The organism is Cohnella sp. GCM10012308, from assembly GCF_042649185.1.
GTDB lineage: Bacteria > Bacillota > Bacilli > Paenibacillales > Paenibacillaceae > Cohnella.
In genome coordinates this window covers 227,372-243,218 of the sequence record NZ_JBHRYU010000005.1, presented here as the reverse complement: position 1 = coordinate 243,218, position 15,847 = coordinate 227,372, and the positions used below count along the sequence as shown (strand labels likewise).

Genomic DNA, 15,847 nt, shown 5'->3' with positions numbered 1-15,847 from the left:
AGAGATGGCCATGGCACAGTTCTATCGCATGTTGAGCCGCTTCGAGAGCAATTGGTTCCTTTATATTAACATCCGGTGGAACCGGGCGGCGCTGACCACGCTGTTCCGGCTGTTGTCGCTGATCGGGGGCGCTACGTTCTCCCTCTCCATCTCCCTTGCCGTCGGCCTCCTGGCCGACGGCATCTGGCGCACGGCCGGCTGGCAGGCGCTGGTCGCGGTCGTTATCAGCCATATTCCCGTCGCGCTTGCCAAACGTCTGTCCCCCAGGTCCCGGCCCTATCAAGTATTGCCCCAAGCCAGGACCGGCCCCCGTCCACTCCAGGATCCCTCCTTCCCCTCGGGTCATACGACCGCGGCCTTCGCCCTGCTGACGCCCTGGATGATCGCCAGCCCCGCGCTCATCCCGCTGCTGCTCCCGATCGGCGCCGGCGTCGCGCTGTCCCGGGTGTACTTCGGCCTCCACTATCCAAGCGACACCGTCGCCGGCATGCTGCTCGGTAGCGCAACGGCGCTGCTCGTGGGCATATGGATTCACGCGGCCTGATCTGACAAAACGGCATAAGACTGATGCGGCGCAAATGACCGGGGAAGCGTCCCAAGTAGCTCTAACGAAGACTACTTCCGCCCGCGATCCCTGGCACGCACCCAAAGTAGCTCTAACGGAGACTACTTCCGCTCGCGATCCCCGGCACGCACCCAAAGTAGCTCTAACGGAGACTACTTCGGCTTGCGATTCCCGGCACGCGCCCAAAGTAGCTCTAACGAAGACTACTTCCGCCCGCGATCCCTGGCACGCACCCAAAGTAGCTCTAACGGAGACTACTTCCGCTCGCGATCCCCGGCACGCACCCAAAGTAGCTCTAACGGAGACTACTTCCGCTCGCGATCCCCGGCACGCACCCAATGTAGCTCTAACGGAGACTACTTCCGCCCGCGATCCCCGGCGCGCGCCCAAAGCAGCTCCGATGGAGACTACTTTGCCGCACATGACCTGGCACGCACCTAAAGTGACTCTGGTTGAGACTACTTCGGCCCCTACTCCCCGACTCGCCCACCATGTAGCCCCGGTAGAGGCTACTTCGGCGCTTTCGCAACGAAAAACGCCCGCCCCGTCATCTCCGATGACAAGGCGGGCGTCCGCTCACTTTGCGTCCGCCAGCATGCGCAGCGCCATCAGCGCGGCGCCGGCCGAGGCGTCCCGGCGAGGCGCGACTGCCCGGATGCCGGGACAGCGCTCGCGCAGTCCCGCCTGAAACGCTTCGCGCACATGCGCGCTCCGCAGCAGCACGCTGCCCGCCATCGCGAGCTCGCCGTCGCCCAGCGACAGCCGCTCGGCTACGGGCAGCACCAGCTGCACCAGCTCTGCGGCCGTGCGCTGCGCGACGAGAAGCGCCGCCCCGTCCCCGGCGGCGCAGCCGTCCGAGAGCAGCGGCGCGAGCGCCGCGATGTCCTGCTTGCCGGTGCCCTTGTCGTAGACGAATCGGACGATCTCCTCCACCGATCCGATGCGGAGCCGATCGTAGACCATCTCCGTCAATACGGTCGCCGGAGCGCGGCCGTCATGGGCGCGCACGATGGCCGCTAGCAGATCGCGGCCGATGCTGTAGCCACTGCCTTCGTCATCGATCAGATAGCCAAAACCGCCCGTACGGTGAACGAGGCCGGACTCGCTGCGGCCGAAACAGATCGATCCCGTGCCCGCAATCAGAATCATGCCGTGCTCGCGCTCCAGCGCGCCGTACAGCGCGGTCTCGTGGTCGCCGACGACATGCAAGCCGCCTTGATAGCCGGCTTCGCGCAAGGCGGCGCCCAAGCGGCCGGGTACGGTCGGATTGCTGACGCCGGCAGCGCCGACGACCATCTGCCGACAAGCGTCCGGACCTCCGCAGGCCGCGGAGATCGCGTCGGCGATCTCCGCCAGGCTGCGTCTGATATCCATCTCGTCCCGCCCATTGTAGTTGATCCCGCCCGATTCGAACGCGAGCACCATGCGCCCGGTCTCGTCGAGCACGGTTACGGCCGTCTTCGTGCCGCCTCCGTCCAGTCCCGCCGCATATATCATCCGCGCCTCCCCGCCTTCCTCATCCCATTCGTTTGCTCCCGAAATCTGCCGTATCCGCCTACGTTCACACCGGTTCGATCCTGCCCAAGCATAATCCGGTAACGGAACCCGGAACCCGCTATCCGGAACCTTCGACCGTTTCCCCGTCGTCATTCGCGCTTTATGGCTTTGGCACGATGTTCGCCCTTCCGAATCCGAGGCCGACGCCGCGGTTCTTTAACGATGCCACACGTTCCCGATGCGTCCCGCAGGACGAACTTTTCCGGACAACACCCGTGCCACGGAATCCAGCGACAGCGCCGTGTATTCAAACGCGGCGAGCCCGCAATCGACGCCCTCCAGCGCCTCCAGATCGTAAGGCTTGCCTAGCGCGACCGCCGTCACCCGCTTGCCAGCGGCGACGAGCCTGCGCACAACCTCGAGCTGTCCCGGATTGTCACTCCCGTTGAACAGCCCGTACACAACGCGGTCATAGCGTTCGGCTTCCCGCAACACGCTGTCGACCTCCGCTTCGACCGGATCGATGCGCACCAGCATCCGCCCGCCTCCCAGCCGGTCCGCCATAACGTCGGGGAAGCTCAGGCCGCCCGCGACCCGGCTCGAAGCCTGATCGGTCCGGTACGGAAGGCTGCCGACGAACAACGTGCGAATCTCTCCCGGCTGCACGGAGACCAAGCCCCCCGTTACGACGCAGATAGCGGCGTCGCTAATCGCCGCAGCTTCCTTGCGATGCGCCTCGCAGCCGACGACGGAGAGCGGCGACGCTTCTGACCCCGCAGCGTATTTCTCCTTATAATACAGCACTTTGTCCACTGCGCGGTCTAACGTTTCCAATGGCAGCTCGCCGGACTGCACGGCCTGCTCGATCACCTGCACGGTCTCGCGGACGAGCGCGGGCGTGTGGCTGACGAACAGCAGATGGATGCCCGCCTTCAGCGCGCCCAGCGCGCCCTGCGCCGTACCGTAATACTTTTTCACCGCGTCCATCTCCAGGCAGTCCGAGACGACGAGCCCCTCATAGCCCAACTTGCCCTTCAGCAGGTCCTCGACGATAACGGACGACATCGTGGCCGGTACCCGCCGCGGCTCGATAGCGGGAAACATCATGTGCGCGATCATGACCGCCTCGGCACCGGCCGCGATCGCGGCACGGAACGGCAGGAGTTCAAGCGCCTCAAGGTCCGCCAGCGTCTTCCCCGAAGTCGGCAAGCCCAGATGCGAATCCACCTCGGTGTCTCCGTGCCCCGGGAAATGCTTGAGCGCGGCCAGCACGCCGCCTTCCTGAAGTCCGCGCAGCATCTGAAGACCGTACGTCGCCACCGTCTCCGCCGTGTCGCCGTAAGAGCGGACGTTAATGACGGGATTTCGCTTGTTGTTGTTAATATCGAGCACCGGCGCCAGATTGAAGTTGATGCCGAGCGCCCGCAGCTCCTCCGCCGTGATCCGGCCCGCCGTCAGCGCGCCCGACGGATCTCCGGCGGCCGCGATCGCCATCGCGCCCGGGACGTTCACCGCGTCGCGGGGCAATCGCGTCACTCGCCCGCCCTCCTGGTCGATCGAGATGAGCGCCGGGCAACCAGTCTCCACTACGACGAGCTTCTGCAAATCTTCGCACAGCCGCGCGAGTTGCGATGTGTTTTCCGCGTTGTGGGCGAACAAAATGAGATTGCCGATCTTCCATTCCCGCACGAGGGACTCGAGATCCTCCGTAATGGAGGTCCCCGGGAACCCGGTTACGATCAGTTGGCCGATTTTTTCGCGCAGCGACTGCGGCCTGCGGTTTACGGCGTCCATGCCTGCCATCCTTCAATTCCTCCTTCTAAAAGAAACGCGGCCACCAGCGGCTGCGCATGCGCAGCGTACCGGTTGTCCGCGGCTTCGTTTCAATACAGATGGAACTGCGCCTTCATCTCCCCGAACGACCGGCTCTCCTCGCGGAATCGCGCGAGCAATCCGGGCACGTCCGCCTCCGCGCGCTCCGTCCGGTACACGTCGTCCCCGCCGAGCAGGTCGATGAACGGTCGCGAGCCTTCGCGCACGGGCGGCAGAAACGAGAACGCTTCGTAATTCCGCTTGATCGCGTACAACAGCGTCACGCCGATCTCGAGCGGACGCACCGCGCGGACGTCGGTAACATGAAGCTGAACGCCCCGACAGAACGCGCCTTGATGCTTGGAAAAGGACGGCTTGAAGTAGGCGGGCCGGAAATACACGCCCGGCAGCGCCAGTCCGTTCATCTCGTCCGCGAGCCGTTCCGCGTCGATGAAGGGCGCCCCGATCATCTCGAACGGGAACGTCGTCCCCCGTCCCTCCGACAGGTTCGTCCCTTCGAAAAGGCAGGTGCCGCCGTACAGCAGCGCGGTTTCAAACCGGGGGATGCCGATCGACGGATGGATCCACAGACGGCCCGCATCGGGAAAAAGCATGTCGCGCGTCCATCCCTCGCAGCGGACGACGTGCAGGTCGGCGCCCCAACCTTGCTGCGCGTTGGCCATCGTCGCGACCTCGCCGGCCGTCAGTCCGTACCGCACGCAGAGCGGATAACCACCGACGAAAGACCGGTAGCCGTCTTTCAGCACATTGCCTTCGACCGTAACGCCGTCCAGCGGATTGAGGCGGTCCAGCACGACAAAAGGTTTGCCCGCCTTGGCGCAGTCCTCCAACGCATAGAGCATCGTATAGATAAAAGTATAATAACGCACGCCGACGTCCTGGATGTCGTAGACGACCATGTCGACCGCGTCCAGCATCTCCTGCGTGAGCCGCTTCGAGTCAAGCCTATACAAGCTGTATACCGGCACGCCCGTCCGCTCGTCGGTATAGGTCTCTACCAGCCCGCCGGCATCCCGATCGCCGCGCACGCCGTGCTCGGGCGAGAACAGCGCCGCCAGCTCGTAGCGCTCGCGCAGGAGTTCGATCATCGACTTAAAGCCGAGCGACAGGCCGGTCGGCGAGGTGATCAGGCCGAGGCGTTTACCCTTGAGGAGACCGTCGTAGCGCGCGAGGTTGTCTACGCCGTTCAGGATCATCGCTTACAGCTCCGATTGACGCAGTCGCAGCGTTTCTTCGGGGACCATGAACGTCTCCGCATACGTCTTGCGCGCTTCGATGCCGCGTACGCGGGCGAGATGCTTGTAGTACTCCATGTACGGGAACGACTTGCTGCCGGTCACGAACCAATGCGTCGACAGCGCCTTGATCCACAGGTCGTATGCCGCCTGGTCGAAGTCCACGTAGACGTATGGGCGATAGTCGACGGCGTCCTCCCAATTTTCCGCATAGTAAAGCTTGCCCGCGAAGGCCGCCGGCAGCTCCCTTTCAATGGAAGGCAAACCTGCGAAAAAGCGCGCGTCGTTGACGATCCGGTGCGTCGTCATATGGTCTTTGTGCATGCTGTTTTTAAAATGCGTGATGATGATGCTCGGACGCACCTTGCGAATGACGTCGCATACGCGCCAGCGGATCGCCGCGTCGTCCGGCAGCTCGCCGTCCGGAATGTCGTCGAACACGATCGCTTCGCCGCCAAGCAGGTCCGCGAACGCATGCGCTTCCCGAATTTTCTGCAACCGGTAATCCGCCATATCCTGACCTGCTGGCACGCCGCGTTCGCCCGGCGTGAGCGCCAGCGTCACGATGCGGTCGCCCTTGAGCGAATGACTCGCGAGCACGCCGCCCGCCGTCAATTCCATATCCCCTACATGGCCCCCGATGGCCAAGATCGTCTGCTTGTCGCTCATTGTGTTAGCTCCTTCCGCATGATCGCGAATTGACGTACCGTAGTGAAACCGGCTTTCTCGTAGATTCTTAGCGCGGGGTTGTTGCTCCCCGTGAACAGCGACATATAGTCGGCACCAACGCCTTGCAGCGCCTCGCACAGCTTGAAAAATAAAATGCTTCCGAGCCCGCGGCCCTCATGGTCCGGATGGACGCCGATGCCGGCGAAGTAGCCCCGGCCGTTGTCCTGCCGGACGACCGGCCCGGCGAAGCCGGCCGCCCGGCCTTCGTGGTCCGCGGCGATGACGACGGGCACGCCGCCCGCGGTGCAAGCCGCGATCTCGCGCTCCCAGGCGGGATTGGCGAGACCGGCCAGCATGTCGGCCAGCCCGCTATGCTTGTTCGGATCGAACAGCTCGACCGTGTAGCCCTCCTTCGCAGCCTTGGCCTCCTTGGCCAGGATGTCGGCGGGGATCGCGAAGTCCGCGAGCGGCCTGTACATGGCGCACTGCCGCGCCCGGTCGATGTAACCATTGTCGAGCAAAAAACGGTACAAAGCCGTGTCGGCCGGTACGCCCGGCGCGTTGTTATGTTCGTGTCCCGGCGTGCCAGGTATGTACCAAGGCAGGCGCATGGGGTTGAAAAAAAGCACCTCGGATCGGCGCTTGCCAAGCTCCCGGAATCTCGCTTCCAGCGCCTCGAGCAACGTCGCCCGGTGCGCGTCCGAGCCAAAACCATCGGCCAGCACGACGCAGGCGACATAACCGGCCGTCTCGCCGAGCGGCAAGTCGTCTCCCGTACAACCGCAGGAGAAGCCGCGAACCTGGCCCTCGTCCAGCAGTACGAACGCGCCCGCCGGATCGAAGTACCGGTTCGCCGTGAAAATCTCGGTGAACGTGTCCCGCGTCAGCTCCTTATAGCCGTCGCGTACGGCGGCCCCGTTCCAAAGCGCCACGACCGCGTCCGCATACCGATCTTCCCATGTTGTCACCTTCAACTGTGTCATCCGCCGCACCTCCTTTCGTTTAAGTAGCCGCTTCCATAGCCAAATGCGGTCGTAGCGTATGAGAAGGTTCCGGCCGCGGCCATCGCGCCGCAGCTCCATTTTGGCACGTACGTCTACACTTCACCCGCGGCCATCACGCCGCAGCTCCATGTATGCTCAACGCTTCGCGCTCCATTCGTATCGGGAACTTCACACATCGTCTATCCGCCGCAAGCACTCTTCACTCCGCATACCTGCATTTATGCAGGTATTTTTGCGCACCACGATAATCGGATTTAAAGAAATGCAAATATGCAGGTATTTCCTCCGGCATGGCACGATTGAGGTCCATTTATCGAAAATACCTGCATATTTGCAGGCAATCGCACGATTGGAGGTCGTACGAGGGAAAATGCCTGCATATTTGCAGGTATTGCTAGTCCTCCGGTCCATTCGCGGGTGCGCGGGCGCGCTGCTGCCACCGCGTTGTCCTGACTGCACGCACGCGCTCACTGCGCACCCAACGCGCGCTCAATACGAAATCTTCCCGAGCACCACCGGCCGCGCAGCGCCGGTCGCCGCCGGCAAGTTGGCCGGCTGCCGCGCCATCGCGTAGTCCGCGAGCAGCGCGAACGCGATCGCCTCCTTGGCGTCGCTGCTGCCGCCGACCTCCTCCTGCGTCGCCACGGCCACGCCGCGCGCCGCCATCTCGGCGGCGAGATCCCGCATCAGCACGGGGTTGTAGCTGCCGCCCCCGCCGACGATCATGAGGTCCGCGGCGTGCCGCTCCGCGATAAACCGGTCGTACGCGTCGCCGATCGACCAGGCGGTCAGCCTGGTCACCGTGGCCGCAAGATCCGCGTCCGATACCCCCAGCTCGCGGCCGCGGCGCACGATGCCCTCAACGTAGTCCGCGCCGAACCGCTCGCGGCCCGTCGACTTTGGCACGGGCAGCGCATAGTACGCGTCCTGCCGAAGCTCTCCGAGCAGCGCCTCGCTCACGCTGCCCCGTCCCGCCAGCGCGCCGCCCTCGTCCATCGCGAGCGAGCCGCCGGTAATGAGGCTCGCGACGCCGTCGATGAGCATATTGCCCGGGCCGGTGTCGAAGGCGTACACGTCCGCCGGGCCGCAGCCCGCCGGGATGACGGTGACATTGCCGATGCCGCCGATGTTCTGCAGCAGCAGCGTCCTGTCCGGCTCCCGGTAGAGCAAATACTCCGTGAACGGGACGAGCGGCGCGCCCTGTCCGCCGACCGCAAGGTCCGCGGGGCGGAAGTCCGACACGCACGGAATGCCCGTGCGCGCGGCGATGACGGCGCCTTCGCCGATCTGCACGGTGTAGCCGGCTTCGGGCGCATGGTAGATCGTCTGCCCGTGCGAGCCGACGACCGACACGTCCGCGGGCGACAAGCCCGCCGCGCCGATGACAGACAGCGCCGCGTCCGCGTACAGCCGCCCGAGCCGGACGTTCATCGCGCCTCGCGCCCACCCGGTCCACCGTCGCCCGCGCCGGATCGAACAGCTCGAAAATCTCGCGCCGCACATCCGCCGGGTACGGCTTGTTCTCGAAGGCGAGCAGCCGCGCCTCGATGCGCTCGTCGCCCGGCATGCCCGAGATCTCGACCGCCGCGGCGTCGATCCCGTCGACGGAAGTGCCGGACATCAGGCCGACCGCGTAGCGCCGCGGCTTATCCGTGAATCTGCCCGCCCCCGAATCCGAGGCGCCTCGCCGCGACTGCTCGTCCTCGTCCCGAGCCATGCCCGGTATCGGGCCGGGGGCGAACCGTAGGGGGCGCTCCTTCTGCCCGCCGCTTCCAGACGCCCCGCCGGCTTCGCTGCGCACGGCAGCCACGGCCGAACTTCCCGCCGCGGTCCCGCCCCGTTCAACCATTCCTTCCACGCTCCCGGCCATCGCCGTTCGCCGATTCCCTTCCTTTTCACCCGCCATATCAGCCCTTGACCGCGCCGACGGTGACGCCCTCGAGGAAGTATTTTTGCAGGCTGAAGAACAGGATGAACATCGGTACCGCCGAGATCGTCGCGCCCGCCATCATCGGGGAAAAGTAGGTCGTGTTCGCGAAGCGGAAGTTCTTGAGGCCGACCTGGATCGTCTGCATATCCATCGTGTTGGTGACGAGAAACGGCCAGAAAAACGTGTTCCAGCTGTCCATGAACGTCAGGATCGCGATGACGGCCATGACCGTTTTGGACAAAGGCAGGATAATACGGAAGAAAATCTGGAACTGGCTGCACCCCTCCACCTTCGCTGACTCCATAATCTCGGTCGGGATGCTGCTCATGAACTGTTTGGCTAGAAAAATGTTGTACACCGTCACGAGGCCCGGCAGGATGAGCGCGCTGTACGTATTTTCGATATGGAACGTGTTAACGATCAGAATGTACAGGGGGACCTGCGTCACCTGGTACGGAATCATCATCGCGGCGAGCAGGATGGAGAAGAGTACGCCCCTGCCCTTGAAACGCAGCTTGGAGAACGCGTAGCCCGCCATCGTCGCGAAGAAGACGTTGGTAATCGTCACGGCGCCGGCGACGATCGTCGAGTTCAGAATCCAGCGGTACGAATACTCGCTATATTTGAAGAAAAAGGAATACGACTCCAGCGTGAACTTCCCAGGCCAAAGGGAATAGCTGACGGCTCCCGCCTCGACCGGATCTCCGAACGAGGAGATGACCATGAAGTAGATGGGGAACAGCGTCGCCAGCGCGAAGAGCAGGAGAAGGACGACAATCACGGTATTGCGGGCCCTCTTGCCCGCCCGGCTACCGGTATGGTTATTGTAAAGTGACATATGCGGTTGCCTCCTTCCCCTAGTAGTCCACGTCTTTGCCCAGGAACTTGAACTGGAACAGCGAGACCAGAGCTATGATAAGCGCCAATATCAGAGATTGGGCCGCGGCTTTGCCGAATTCAAAGTACTTGAAGGCATTGTCGAAAATAAGCAGGCCGACCATCGTGGTCGCGTGGTCCGGTCCGCCGCCGGTCATGAGGTACGCATTCTGGAACACCTGGAACGATCCGATTACGGCCGTCACGAGCAGGAACAGCGTCGTCGGCTTGAGACTGGGGATGACGATATGCCACAGCTTCTGCAGGAAGGAAGCGCCGTCCAGGTCCGCCGCCTCGTAGTAGCTGTCGTCGATGCCGAGCAGCGCGGCCAGGTAGATGATGATGCTCGCGCCGTGGCTGGACAGCCAGGCCATGATGACGAGCGAGAACATCGCCGTGGCGCTCGAGCCGAGCCAGTTCTGGTTGTGCGCGCCGAACCAGCCGATGAATTGGTTGAAGATGCCGCCCGGCATCGGATCGAAGATCCACAGCCAGACGAGCGAGAGCGCGACCCCGGAGGCGACGACGGGCAGGTAGTACACCGCCTTGAACACGGCCTGCAGCTTCTTGCGCAGCGGCAGGATCATGATCGCCACCAGGAAGGACAGCAGCAGCGCGACAGGGACGGTCAGCACCGTGTAGACGAGCGTGTTTTTGATCGACTTCCAGAACAGGTCGTCCTTGAAGGTCGCCGTATAGTTGTCGAAGCCGATGTAGGTCGAACCCAGCGGCTTGTATTCCTGGAAGCTGATAATGAACGCGCTGAAGACCGGGTATGCCGTAAACAGGGCGTACACGATGAGCGCGACCGCGATGAACGCGTAGCCCCATGCGCCGTCGCCTTTGATCTTGCGCTTTTTGACCGGTTGTGCCGACTGGGCCATGTGCAGGACTCCTCTCCTCGCGTCCGCGAATGAAGAAGGATAGCCGCATGCGGGGGAATCACGCGGCTATCCGTACGCGAATGCGTTATTGCGAATGCGTTTATTAATCTTGGACGATGCCGTCTTCGCCGAAGGCGGCGATCGCGGCCTTCTTCACTGCGTCGTACATTTCCTGCGGCTTGATCTCGTTCGCGAGCAAGGCCTGCATCTTCGGAATGATGACCTCGTTCTCGATCTTGATCGCCTTGGCGCCAAGGTCGGCCGGGATGTCGGGACGCGCAGGCGCGGCATGGGAGAGCATCCCCTCGACCGCGGCGACGTTGTCGGCGCTGCGCTCGATCGGCATCGAAGCCGCGGCTTCGCGTCCGCTCTTGGTGATGTGCGCCGCGAACAGATCGTTGTTCGTCGTGGCGGCCACTTGGCCGCTCGACAGGAAGTAAGCTGCCTTGGCAATGTTCGCTTTATGCTCGGCGGTCGGCTCCTTCTTGCCGCGGAAGGCGACGTAGCCGTCGACGACCGTGTAGGAAACCTGCTCCGCGCCTGCGAAGGTCGGCACCGGCAGGACGACGTAGTCGACCTTGATGCTGTCCTTGACCGCGCTGCCGTCCTTCGCGTCGATCTTCGCGTTGTTCTTCTTCGCGGAGTTCTCGAACGTCGCCAGCCCCTTGCCGGTGATCATCGTCTGGCCGGTCAGGAACATGTTCCAACGCTTGCCCGCGTCGACGGAGCTCAGCTCCTTCGGCATCGAGCCGTCGTCGATCAGCTGGCGAAGGTCGGTCAGCAGCTCGAGGTAGTTTTTGCTCGTATACGCATACTTCAGATCCTTGGTGAATGCCGCAGGCATGCCCGCGCTCTTTGCCATGATGCCCAGATAGTCCTTGGAAGCGACGCCCGCCGTAGCGAAGACGAAGCCGTAACGGGAAGTTGCGTCTCCGTTCTTCACGACGCCCTTCTTAATCGCGTCGCGGAATTCGTCGTAGGTCCAGCCGTTTTTCTGAACGTTTATCCAGTCGATGCCCGCGGCCTCGAGGAATACTTTGTTGCCGCCCAGGGCGTGGACTTCCATATAGGCGGGAAAGCCGTACAGGCCGGAACCGTTTTTCATGTACTCGAGCGGCGCGGCGTCGTAGTCGCCCGTCATCTCGGGCGTCGCAACGTCCGTCAGGTCGAGCGCCATGCCCTGCTGCACGTACTTGGCGATGCCGTCGGAGCCGATGAACGCGATGTCCGGCGGGCTGCCCGCATTGACCTGCGTATCGAGCTTCTGCGTCATGTCTTCCCAGCTGGCAGGCTCGATTTTCAGGGTCAGATTAGGATACTTCGCGTTGAAGTCCTTTTCCATCTGGTCGAAGTTATCTTGGTACGTCGGCGATACGGGCGGGAGAAGCGCCGTGATCGTGTCCTTGGCGCCGGCGTCCGCGGAGCCGGATGCGGCAGCGGAGCCCGAAGCGGCCGAGGACGGGCTGGCCGCGCCGTTATTGTTGTTGTTGCCGCCGCACGCGGTCAGCGCGGATACGGACAGCGTCGCTGCGAGCATGAGCGAGAGTGCTTTGCCTTTGTTCATCATTCGGATGACTCCTCCTTGGGATGGCCCCTTAACGGGTGAATGATAGGAATGCGCTTGCCGGTTAAACGACTTGTTTGTGCGCGCGGATCGTCGCCTTGAGGTTGCCTTCGAAGCGGGCCAGCGATGCGGCCGCCTCCGAAGCGGAGAGCCCCGTCTCGATCATCAGAATCGCGAGCTTGCAGCTCTGCGACGCCCGCGCCAGGTAATCCGACGCCGTCTCGGCGTCGACGCCGGTCGCGGCCTTGATGATGCGGATCGATCGATCCTGCAGCTTCTTGTTGCTCGCCTTGAGGTCGACCATCAGATTGTTGTAGGTTTTCCCAAGCTTGACCATCGTTGCCGTCGTCAGCATGTTGAGCACCAGCTTCTGCGCCGATCCGGCCTTCAGCCGCGTGGAGCCCATGATGACCTCCGGTCCGACGACCGGCGCGATGCAGATGTCGCAAACCTCGCCGAGCTGCGAGCCTTTGTTGTTGACGACCCCGATCGTGGCCGCGCCGATCTCTCCGGCCCGCCGGATCGCCGCAATGACGAAGGCCGCGCTGCCGCTGGCGGAGATGCCGACGACCGCGTCCTTGTCGGTGACGCCGATGCGCGCGATGAGCGCCATTCCCTCCTCCGCGTTGTCCTCGAATCCTTCCACCGCCGTCCGAAGCGCCGTATCCCCGCCTGCTATATGCCCCTGCACGAGCTCAGGGTCGACCCCGAAGGTGGGCGGACACTCGGATGCGTCCAGTACGCCGATTCTGCCGGATGATCCGGCGCCAATGTAGAACATTCTGCCCCCGCTCTTGAGCCGGGCATGCAAAACGTCTACAGCCTCCATGATGTTCGGAATTTCTTCCGCCACCGCGGCCGGAACGGCGGCATCCTCCCGGTTGAGAAGATGCAGCATCTGCTCCGTTGTGCACTCGTCGATCGTCCGGGTTGCCGGATTGATCTTCTCTGTGGTTAGACCCGCGAGATATTCGTTCATGGCCATTCTCCTACCCTTTGTTTGTGAGGATCGTCCTTTCATGGATCTGTTTAATGCCCCCTCTTGGGGTATATCTTATCGTTTTCGCTTTGTAAGCGTCAATACTTTTTGAAATAAAATTTCATTGTAAAAATTTTAATTGCATTTTTATTTTCATAAAAGCAACAAAAAAAGACACTGCCGCGAGCGTCCGGCAATGTCTGTAATCGTTATCTGCGGTGTTTGCCCGCCAAAATATTGTGGGTTTTCAACAAATATTTTTTAATATTCGGATATTCCGCGCTTGCCACCCCTGCGAACAGAATGTCGATAACCGTCAGCATGGCAATGCGAGAGCCCATCGCGCCGCTGCGAATCGTAACCTCCGGGGTGGAGATGCTGAGCACGATGTCGGCTTTGTCCGCGAGCTCGCTCTTGTTGAACTTGGTCAGGGCGATCGAGGTCGCGCCCGCGCGCTGCGTGATCTCCAGCGCCTCGAGGATCTCGATCGTATCGCCGGAATTCGAGACGAAGAAGGCGACGTCTCCCTTCCCGAGCAGCGTGGCGGCCGTGAGCTGGCTGTGCCCGTCCGTATAGGCATGGCACATCTTGTTGATGCGGGAAAACTTCTGCTCGCCGTCCATGCACACGAGCCCTGAGGCCCCGATGCCGAAAAACACGATCCGGTTCGTGTCGCGCAGCGCCTGGACCGCCTTCGCCACGGCGCCCCGGTCGATAATGCTGAGCGTATCCTCGATCGACTTCATGTTGTTGTAGGAGATGTTCGAGACGACGACGTTCAGATCGTCTCCGGGCTGGATGTCGGTGTATTCGTCCTTCTGCTCCTCGTCCATCGAGCCGACCGAAGCCGAGATGCTCACGATGAAGCTGCGGTAGCCGCTGTAGCCGAGCGTCTTGCAAAAGCGCAGCACCGACGCGTCGCTCGTCCGGCTGAACTGCGCGAGACTCTTGATGGAGAGATGCGGAATCTCCTCCGTATTGGCGAGGATGTACTCGGCCACCATCCGTTCGACGGGCGTCATGCTATCCTTCATGTCGCGGATCTTGAGCAATATATTGTTCTGGATCGCCATGGTAGGTACCTGCGCATTCTGTCGTATTTTAGTAAATAGTAAGGCCATTTTTTGCAAAAAACAAGGGAGCTTTACGGCATGGGTTGTGGCACGGTCGCCAACCAGAGTCGGAAATATTATTTCGAAACAAATATATCATACTGAAATAAAATTTCTATATTTTATTGTTGACGGGAAAACCCCATGCTATAATAGCCGCAAATGAAGGGCCTAAGATCGATGGTGCACGATTGACCGAAAGAACGCCCGCAGGAGGTACGTTATGAGCAAGCTGAAAATCGCGATAATCGGGTCCGGCAGCACGTATACGCCGGAGCTGATCGAAGGCATCATCAAGCGCAAGGGCGTCCTACCCCTCAGCGAGCTCGTGCTGATGGACATCGACGCGCATAAGCTGGACGTCGTCGGCAGCCTGTGCCGGCGCATGATCGAAGCGGAAAATCTGTCCTGCCGCGTCACGCTGACGCAGGATCTGGACGAGGCGCTGCGGGACGCCGACTTCGTGCTCGCGCAGATTCGCGTCGGCAAGCTGTCCGCCCGCGTGCTGGACGAGAAGATCCCGCTCAAGTACGGCCTTATCGGCCAGGAGACGTGCGGGATCGGCGGCTTTTTCAAGGCGATGCGCACCATCCCGGTCATGCTGCAGATCGCGGCGCGGATGCAGGAGCTGTGCCCGAACGCCTGGCTGATCAACTTCTCCAACCCGGCGGGCATCATCACCGAAGCGCTGCTGAAGCATACCGGCGTGAAGATGCTCGGCCTTTGCAACGTTCCGTATAATATGTACAAGAGCATCCGCGAGACGCTCGCGCTGCCGGACGCCAAGATGACGTATGTCGGCCTTAACCATCTGAGCTGGATAACCGCGATCGAGCACGACGGCAAGGACTATCTGAAAACGGCGCTGGAGCTTGGGCTCAACAGCGAGGCCATGAAGAACATTCCGTCGAGCGGCTTCAGCCGCGAGCTGGTGAACATGGTCGGCGCCATCCCTTCCTCCTACCTGGAATACTACTACTTCAAGGACAAGAAGCTGAAGCTGCTGATGGAAAGCGAGCAGACGCGCGGCGAGAAGTGCATCGATATCGAGGCGGACCTGCTGCGGATCTACGAGGACGCCGAGCTTCACGTGAAGCCGGAGCTGCTCTCCTCGCGCGGCGGCGCCAACTATTCGGAGGTGGCGATCAGCCTCGTGGACGCGATCTGGAACGACAAGCGCGAGGTGCACGTTGTCAATCTACTGAATCGGGGCGCATTGTCGTTCATGGAGGACGACGACGCGGTCGAGACGTCCGCGGTCATCGGCAAGGACGGCGCGACGCCGGTCGCGGTGCCGGGGTTCGCGAATCGCCATATCATCGACTATATGCAAATGGTGAAGGCGTACGAGCGCGAGACGGTCGCAGCCGCGGTGAGCGGCAGCGAGGACGCCGCGATGCGCGCGCTGCTCATGAACCCGCTCGTCGGCGACTACAACACGGCGCTTGCGTGCTTCAACGAGCTGAAGGAAGCGCACAAGGCATATTTGCCGCAATTCGGCTGAGTATCTGCTGCGGAATCAAAACGGTGCGAGCCAGAGCGAAATGGCGAGAGCCGGTTTGAGCCGTGATAGAGGATGTTTTTTCCTCTATGGAGCGGAGCGAGCCGGTTTTGGCCGTGATAGAGGATGGTTTTTCCTCTATGGAGCGGAGCGAGCTGGTTTGGGTTGAGGGACTGTGTTACATGAACGAAAAGAAAC

13 protein-coding genes and 1 pseudogene are annotated in these 15,847 nt (G+C 62.0%); 2 read left to right on the top strand and 12 right to left on the bottom strand.

Going from position 1 to position 15,847, the window contains the following annotated elements; all coding sequences use genetic code 11:
• Window positions 1-10 precede the first annotated feature (10 nt).
• On the top strand, window positions 11-544 hold the full coding sequence (locus ACFOTD_RS09235; RefSeq protein WP_378117907.1) for a phosphatase PAP2 family protein: 534 nt from the start codon (window positions 11-13) through the stop codon (window positions 542-544).
• Between the two features lie 597 nt (window positions 545-1,141).
• Here ACFOTD_RS09235 and ACFOTD_RS09230 read toward each other — a convergent pair.
• From ACFOTD_RS09230 to ACFOTD_RS09175, 12 genes and pseudogenes are all read right to left on the bottom strand, one after another.
• A complete protein-coding gene (locus ACFOTD_RS09230) occupies window positions 1,142-2,062 on the bottom strand; it encodes an N-acetylglucosamine kinase (protein WP_378117906.1) in 921 nt (306 codons plus the stop codon).
• 216 nt (window positions 2,063-2,278) lie between these two features.
• Window positions 2,279-3,865 (bottom strand): glycoside hydrolase family 3 protein, encoded by a 1,587-nt coding sequence (locus ACFOTD_RS09225; protein ID WP_378117904.1) that lies wholly within the window; start codon window positions 3,863-3,865, stop codon window positions 2,279-2,281.
• Window positions 3,866-3,945: 80 nt separating this feature from the next.
• Complete coding sequence (locus tag ACFOTD_RS09220; protein WP_378117902.1) at window positions 3,946-5,091, bottom strand: exo-beta-N-acetylmuramidase NamZ family protein; 1,146 nt, start codon at window positions 5,089-5,091, stop codon at window positions 3,946-3,948.
• Window positions 5,092-5,094: 3 nt separating this feature from the next.
• Window positions 5,095-5,799 carry a PIG-L deacetylase family protein gene (locus ACFOTD_RS09215; RefSeq protein ID WP_378117900.1) on the bottom strand — a complete coding sequence of 235 codons (705 nt, stop codon included), beginning with the start codon at window positions 5,797-5,799 and terminating at the stop codon, window positions 5,095-5,097.
• Window positions 5,796-6,782, bottom strand: coding sequence for a GNAT family N-acetyltransferase (locus ACFOTD_RS09210; protein WP_378117898.1), 987 nt, complete (start codon window positions 6,780-6,782; stop codon window positions 5,796-5,798). Before ACFOTD_RS09210 ends, ACFOTD_RS09215 begins: the two co-directional genes overlap by 4 nt.
• Before the next feature lie 510 nt (window positions 6,783-7,292).
• The gene (locus ACFOTD_RS09205) at window positions 7,293-8,234 is read right to left on the bottom strand and encodes an anhydro-N-acetylmuramic acid kinase (protein WP_378117896.1); all 942 of its coding nucleotides are present in this window, start codon (window positions 8,232-8,234) and stop codon (window positions 7,293-7,295) included.
• A gap of 73 nt (window positions 8,235-8,307) precedes the next feature.
• Window positions 8,308-8,424 (bottom strand): annotated as a pseudogene (locus ACFOTD_RS09200) (hypothetical protein); the annotation flags it as partial.
• A 286-nt stretch (window positions 8,425-8,710) separates the two neighbouring features.
• Window positions 8,711-9,571: a carbohydrate ABC transporter permease gene (locus tag ACFOTD_RS09195; RefSeq protein ID WP_378117894.1), complete on the bottom strand. Its 861-nt coding sequence runs from the start codon at window positions 9,569-9,571 to the stop codon at window positions 8,711-8,713.
• Between the two features lie 19 nt (window positions 9,572-9,590).
• Complete coding sequence (locus ACFOTD_RS09190; protein ID WP_378117892.1) at window positions 9,591-10,493, bottom strand: carbohydrate ABC transporter permease; 903 nt, start codon at window positions 10,491-10,493, stop codon at window positions 9,591-9,593.
• 103 nt (window positions 10,494-10,596) lie between these two features.
• Window positions 10,597-12,060 (bottom strand): ABC transporter substrate-binding protein, encoded by a 1,464-nt coding sequence (locus tag ACFOTD_RS09185; RefSeq protein WP_378117890.1) that lies wholly within the window; start codon window positions 12,058-12,060, stop codon window positions 10,597-10,599.
• Between the two features lie 61 nt (window positions 12,061-12,121).
• Entirely contained in the window at window positions 12,122-13,036 is a 915-nt protein-coding gene (murQ, locus tag ACFOTD_RS09180) for an N-acetylmuramic acid 6-phosphate etherase (RefSeq protein WP_378117888.1), read from the bottom strand.
• A 209-nt stretch (window positions 13,037-13,245) separates the two neighbouring features.
• Window positions 13,246-14,109 carry a MurR/RpiR family transcriptional regulator gene (locus tag ACFOTD_RS09175; protein WP_090116962.1) on the bottom strand — a complete coding sequence of 288 codons (864 nt, stop codon included), beginning with the start codon at window positions 14,107-14,109 and terminating at the stop codon, window positions 13,246-13,248.
• 262 nt (window positions 14,110-14,371) lie between these two features.
• On the opposite strand from ACFOTD_RS09175, the gene ACFOTD_RS09170 reads away from it, so the two are divergent.
• Window positions 14,372-15,652 carry a 6-phospho-beta-glucosidase gene (locus tag ACFOTD_RS09170; protein ID WP_378117886.1) on the top strand — a complete coding sequence of 427 codons (1,281 nt, stop codon included), beginning with the start codon at window positions 14,372-14,374 and terminating at the stop codon, window positions 15,650-15,652.
• Window positions 15,653-15,847 lie beyond the last annotated feature (195 nt).

Coding starts and splice junctions, on each gene's coding strand:
- ACFOTD_RS09225 (WP_378117904.1), bottom strand. CDS start 3,865: ATGGCAGGCATGGACGCCGTAAACCGCAGGCCGCAGTCGCTGCGCGAA.
- ACFOTD_RS09220 (WP_378117902.1), bottom strand. CDS start 5,091: ATGATCCTGAACGGCGTAGACAACCTCGCGCGCTACGACGGTCTCCTC.
- ACFOTD_RS09210 (WP_378117898.1), bottom strand. CDS start 6,782: ATGACACAGTTGAAGGTGACAACATGGGAAGATCGGTATGCGGACGCG.
- ACFOTD_RS09205 (WP_378117896.1), bottom strand. CDS start 8,234: ATGAACGTCCGGCTCGGGCGGCTGTACGCGGACGCGGCGCTGTCTGTC.
- ACFOTD_RS09235 (WP_378117907.1), top strand. CDS start 11: ATGGCACAGTTCTATCGCATGTTGAGCCGCTTCGAGAGCAATTGGTTC.
- ACFOTD_RS09215 (WP_378117900.1), bottom strand. CDS start 5,799: ATGAGCGACAAGCAGACGATCTTGGCCATCGGGGGCCATGTAGGGGAT.
- ACFOTD_RS09230 (WP_378117906.1), bottom strand. CDS start 2,062: ATGATATATGCGGCGGGACTGGACGGAGGCGGCACGAAGACGGCCGTA.
- ACFOTD_RS09175 (WP_090116962.1), bottom strand. CDS start 14,109: ATGGCGATCCAGAACAATATATTGCTCAAGATCCGCGACATGAAGGAT.
- ACFOTD_RS09190 (WP_378117892.1), bottom strand. CDS start 10,493: ATGGCCCAGTCGGCACAACCGGTCAAAAAGCGCAAGATCAAAGGCGAC.
- ACFOTD_RS09195 (WP_378117894.1), bottom strand. CDS start 9,571: ATGTCACTTTACAATAACCATACCGGTAGCCGGGCGGGCAAGAGGGCC.
- ACFOTD_RS09185 (WP_378117890.1), bottom strand. CDS start 12,060: ATGATGAACAAAGGCAAAGCACTCTCGCTCATGCTCGCAGCGACGCTG.
- murQ (WP_378117888.1), bottom strand. CDS start 13,036: ATGAACGAATATCTCGCGGGTCTAACCACAGAGAAGATCAATCCGGCA.
- ACFOTD_RS09170 (WP_378117886.1), top strand. CDS start 14,372: ATGAGCAAGCTGAAAATCGCGATAATCGGGTCCGGCAGCACGTATACG.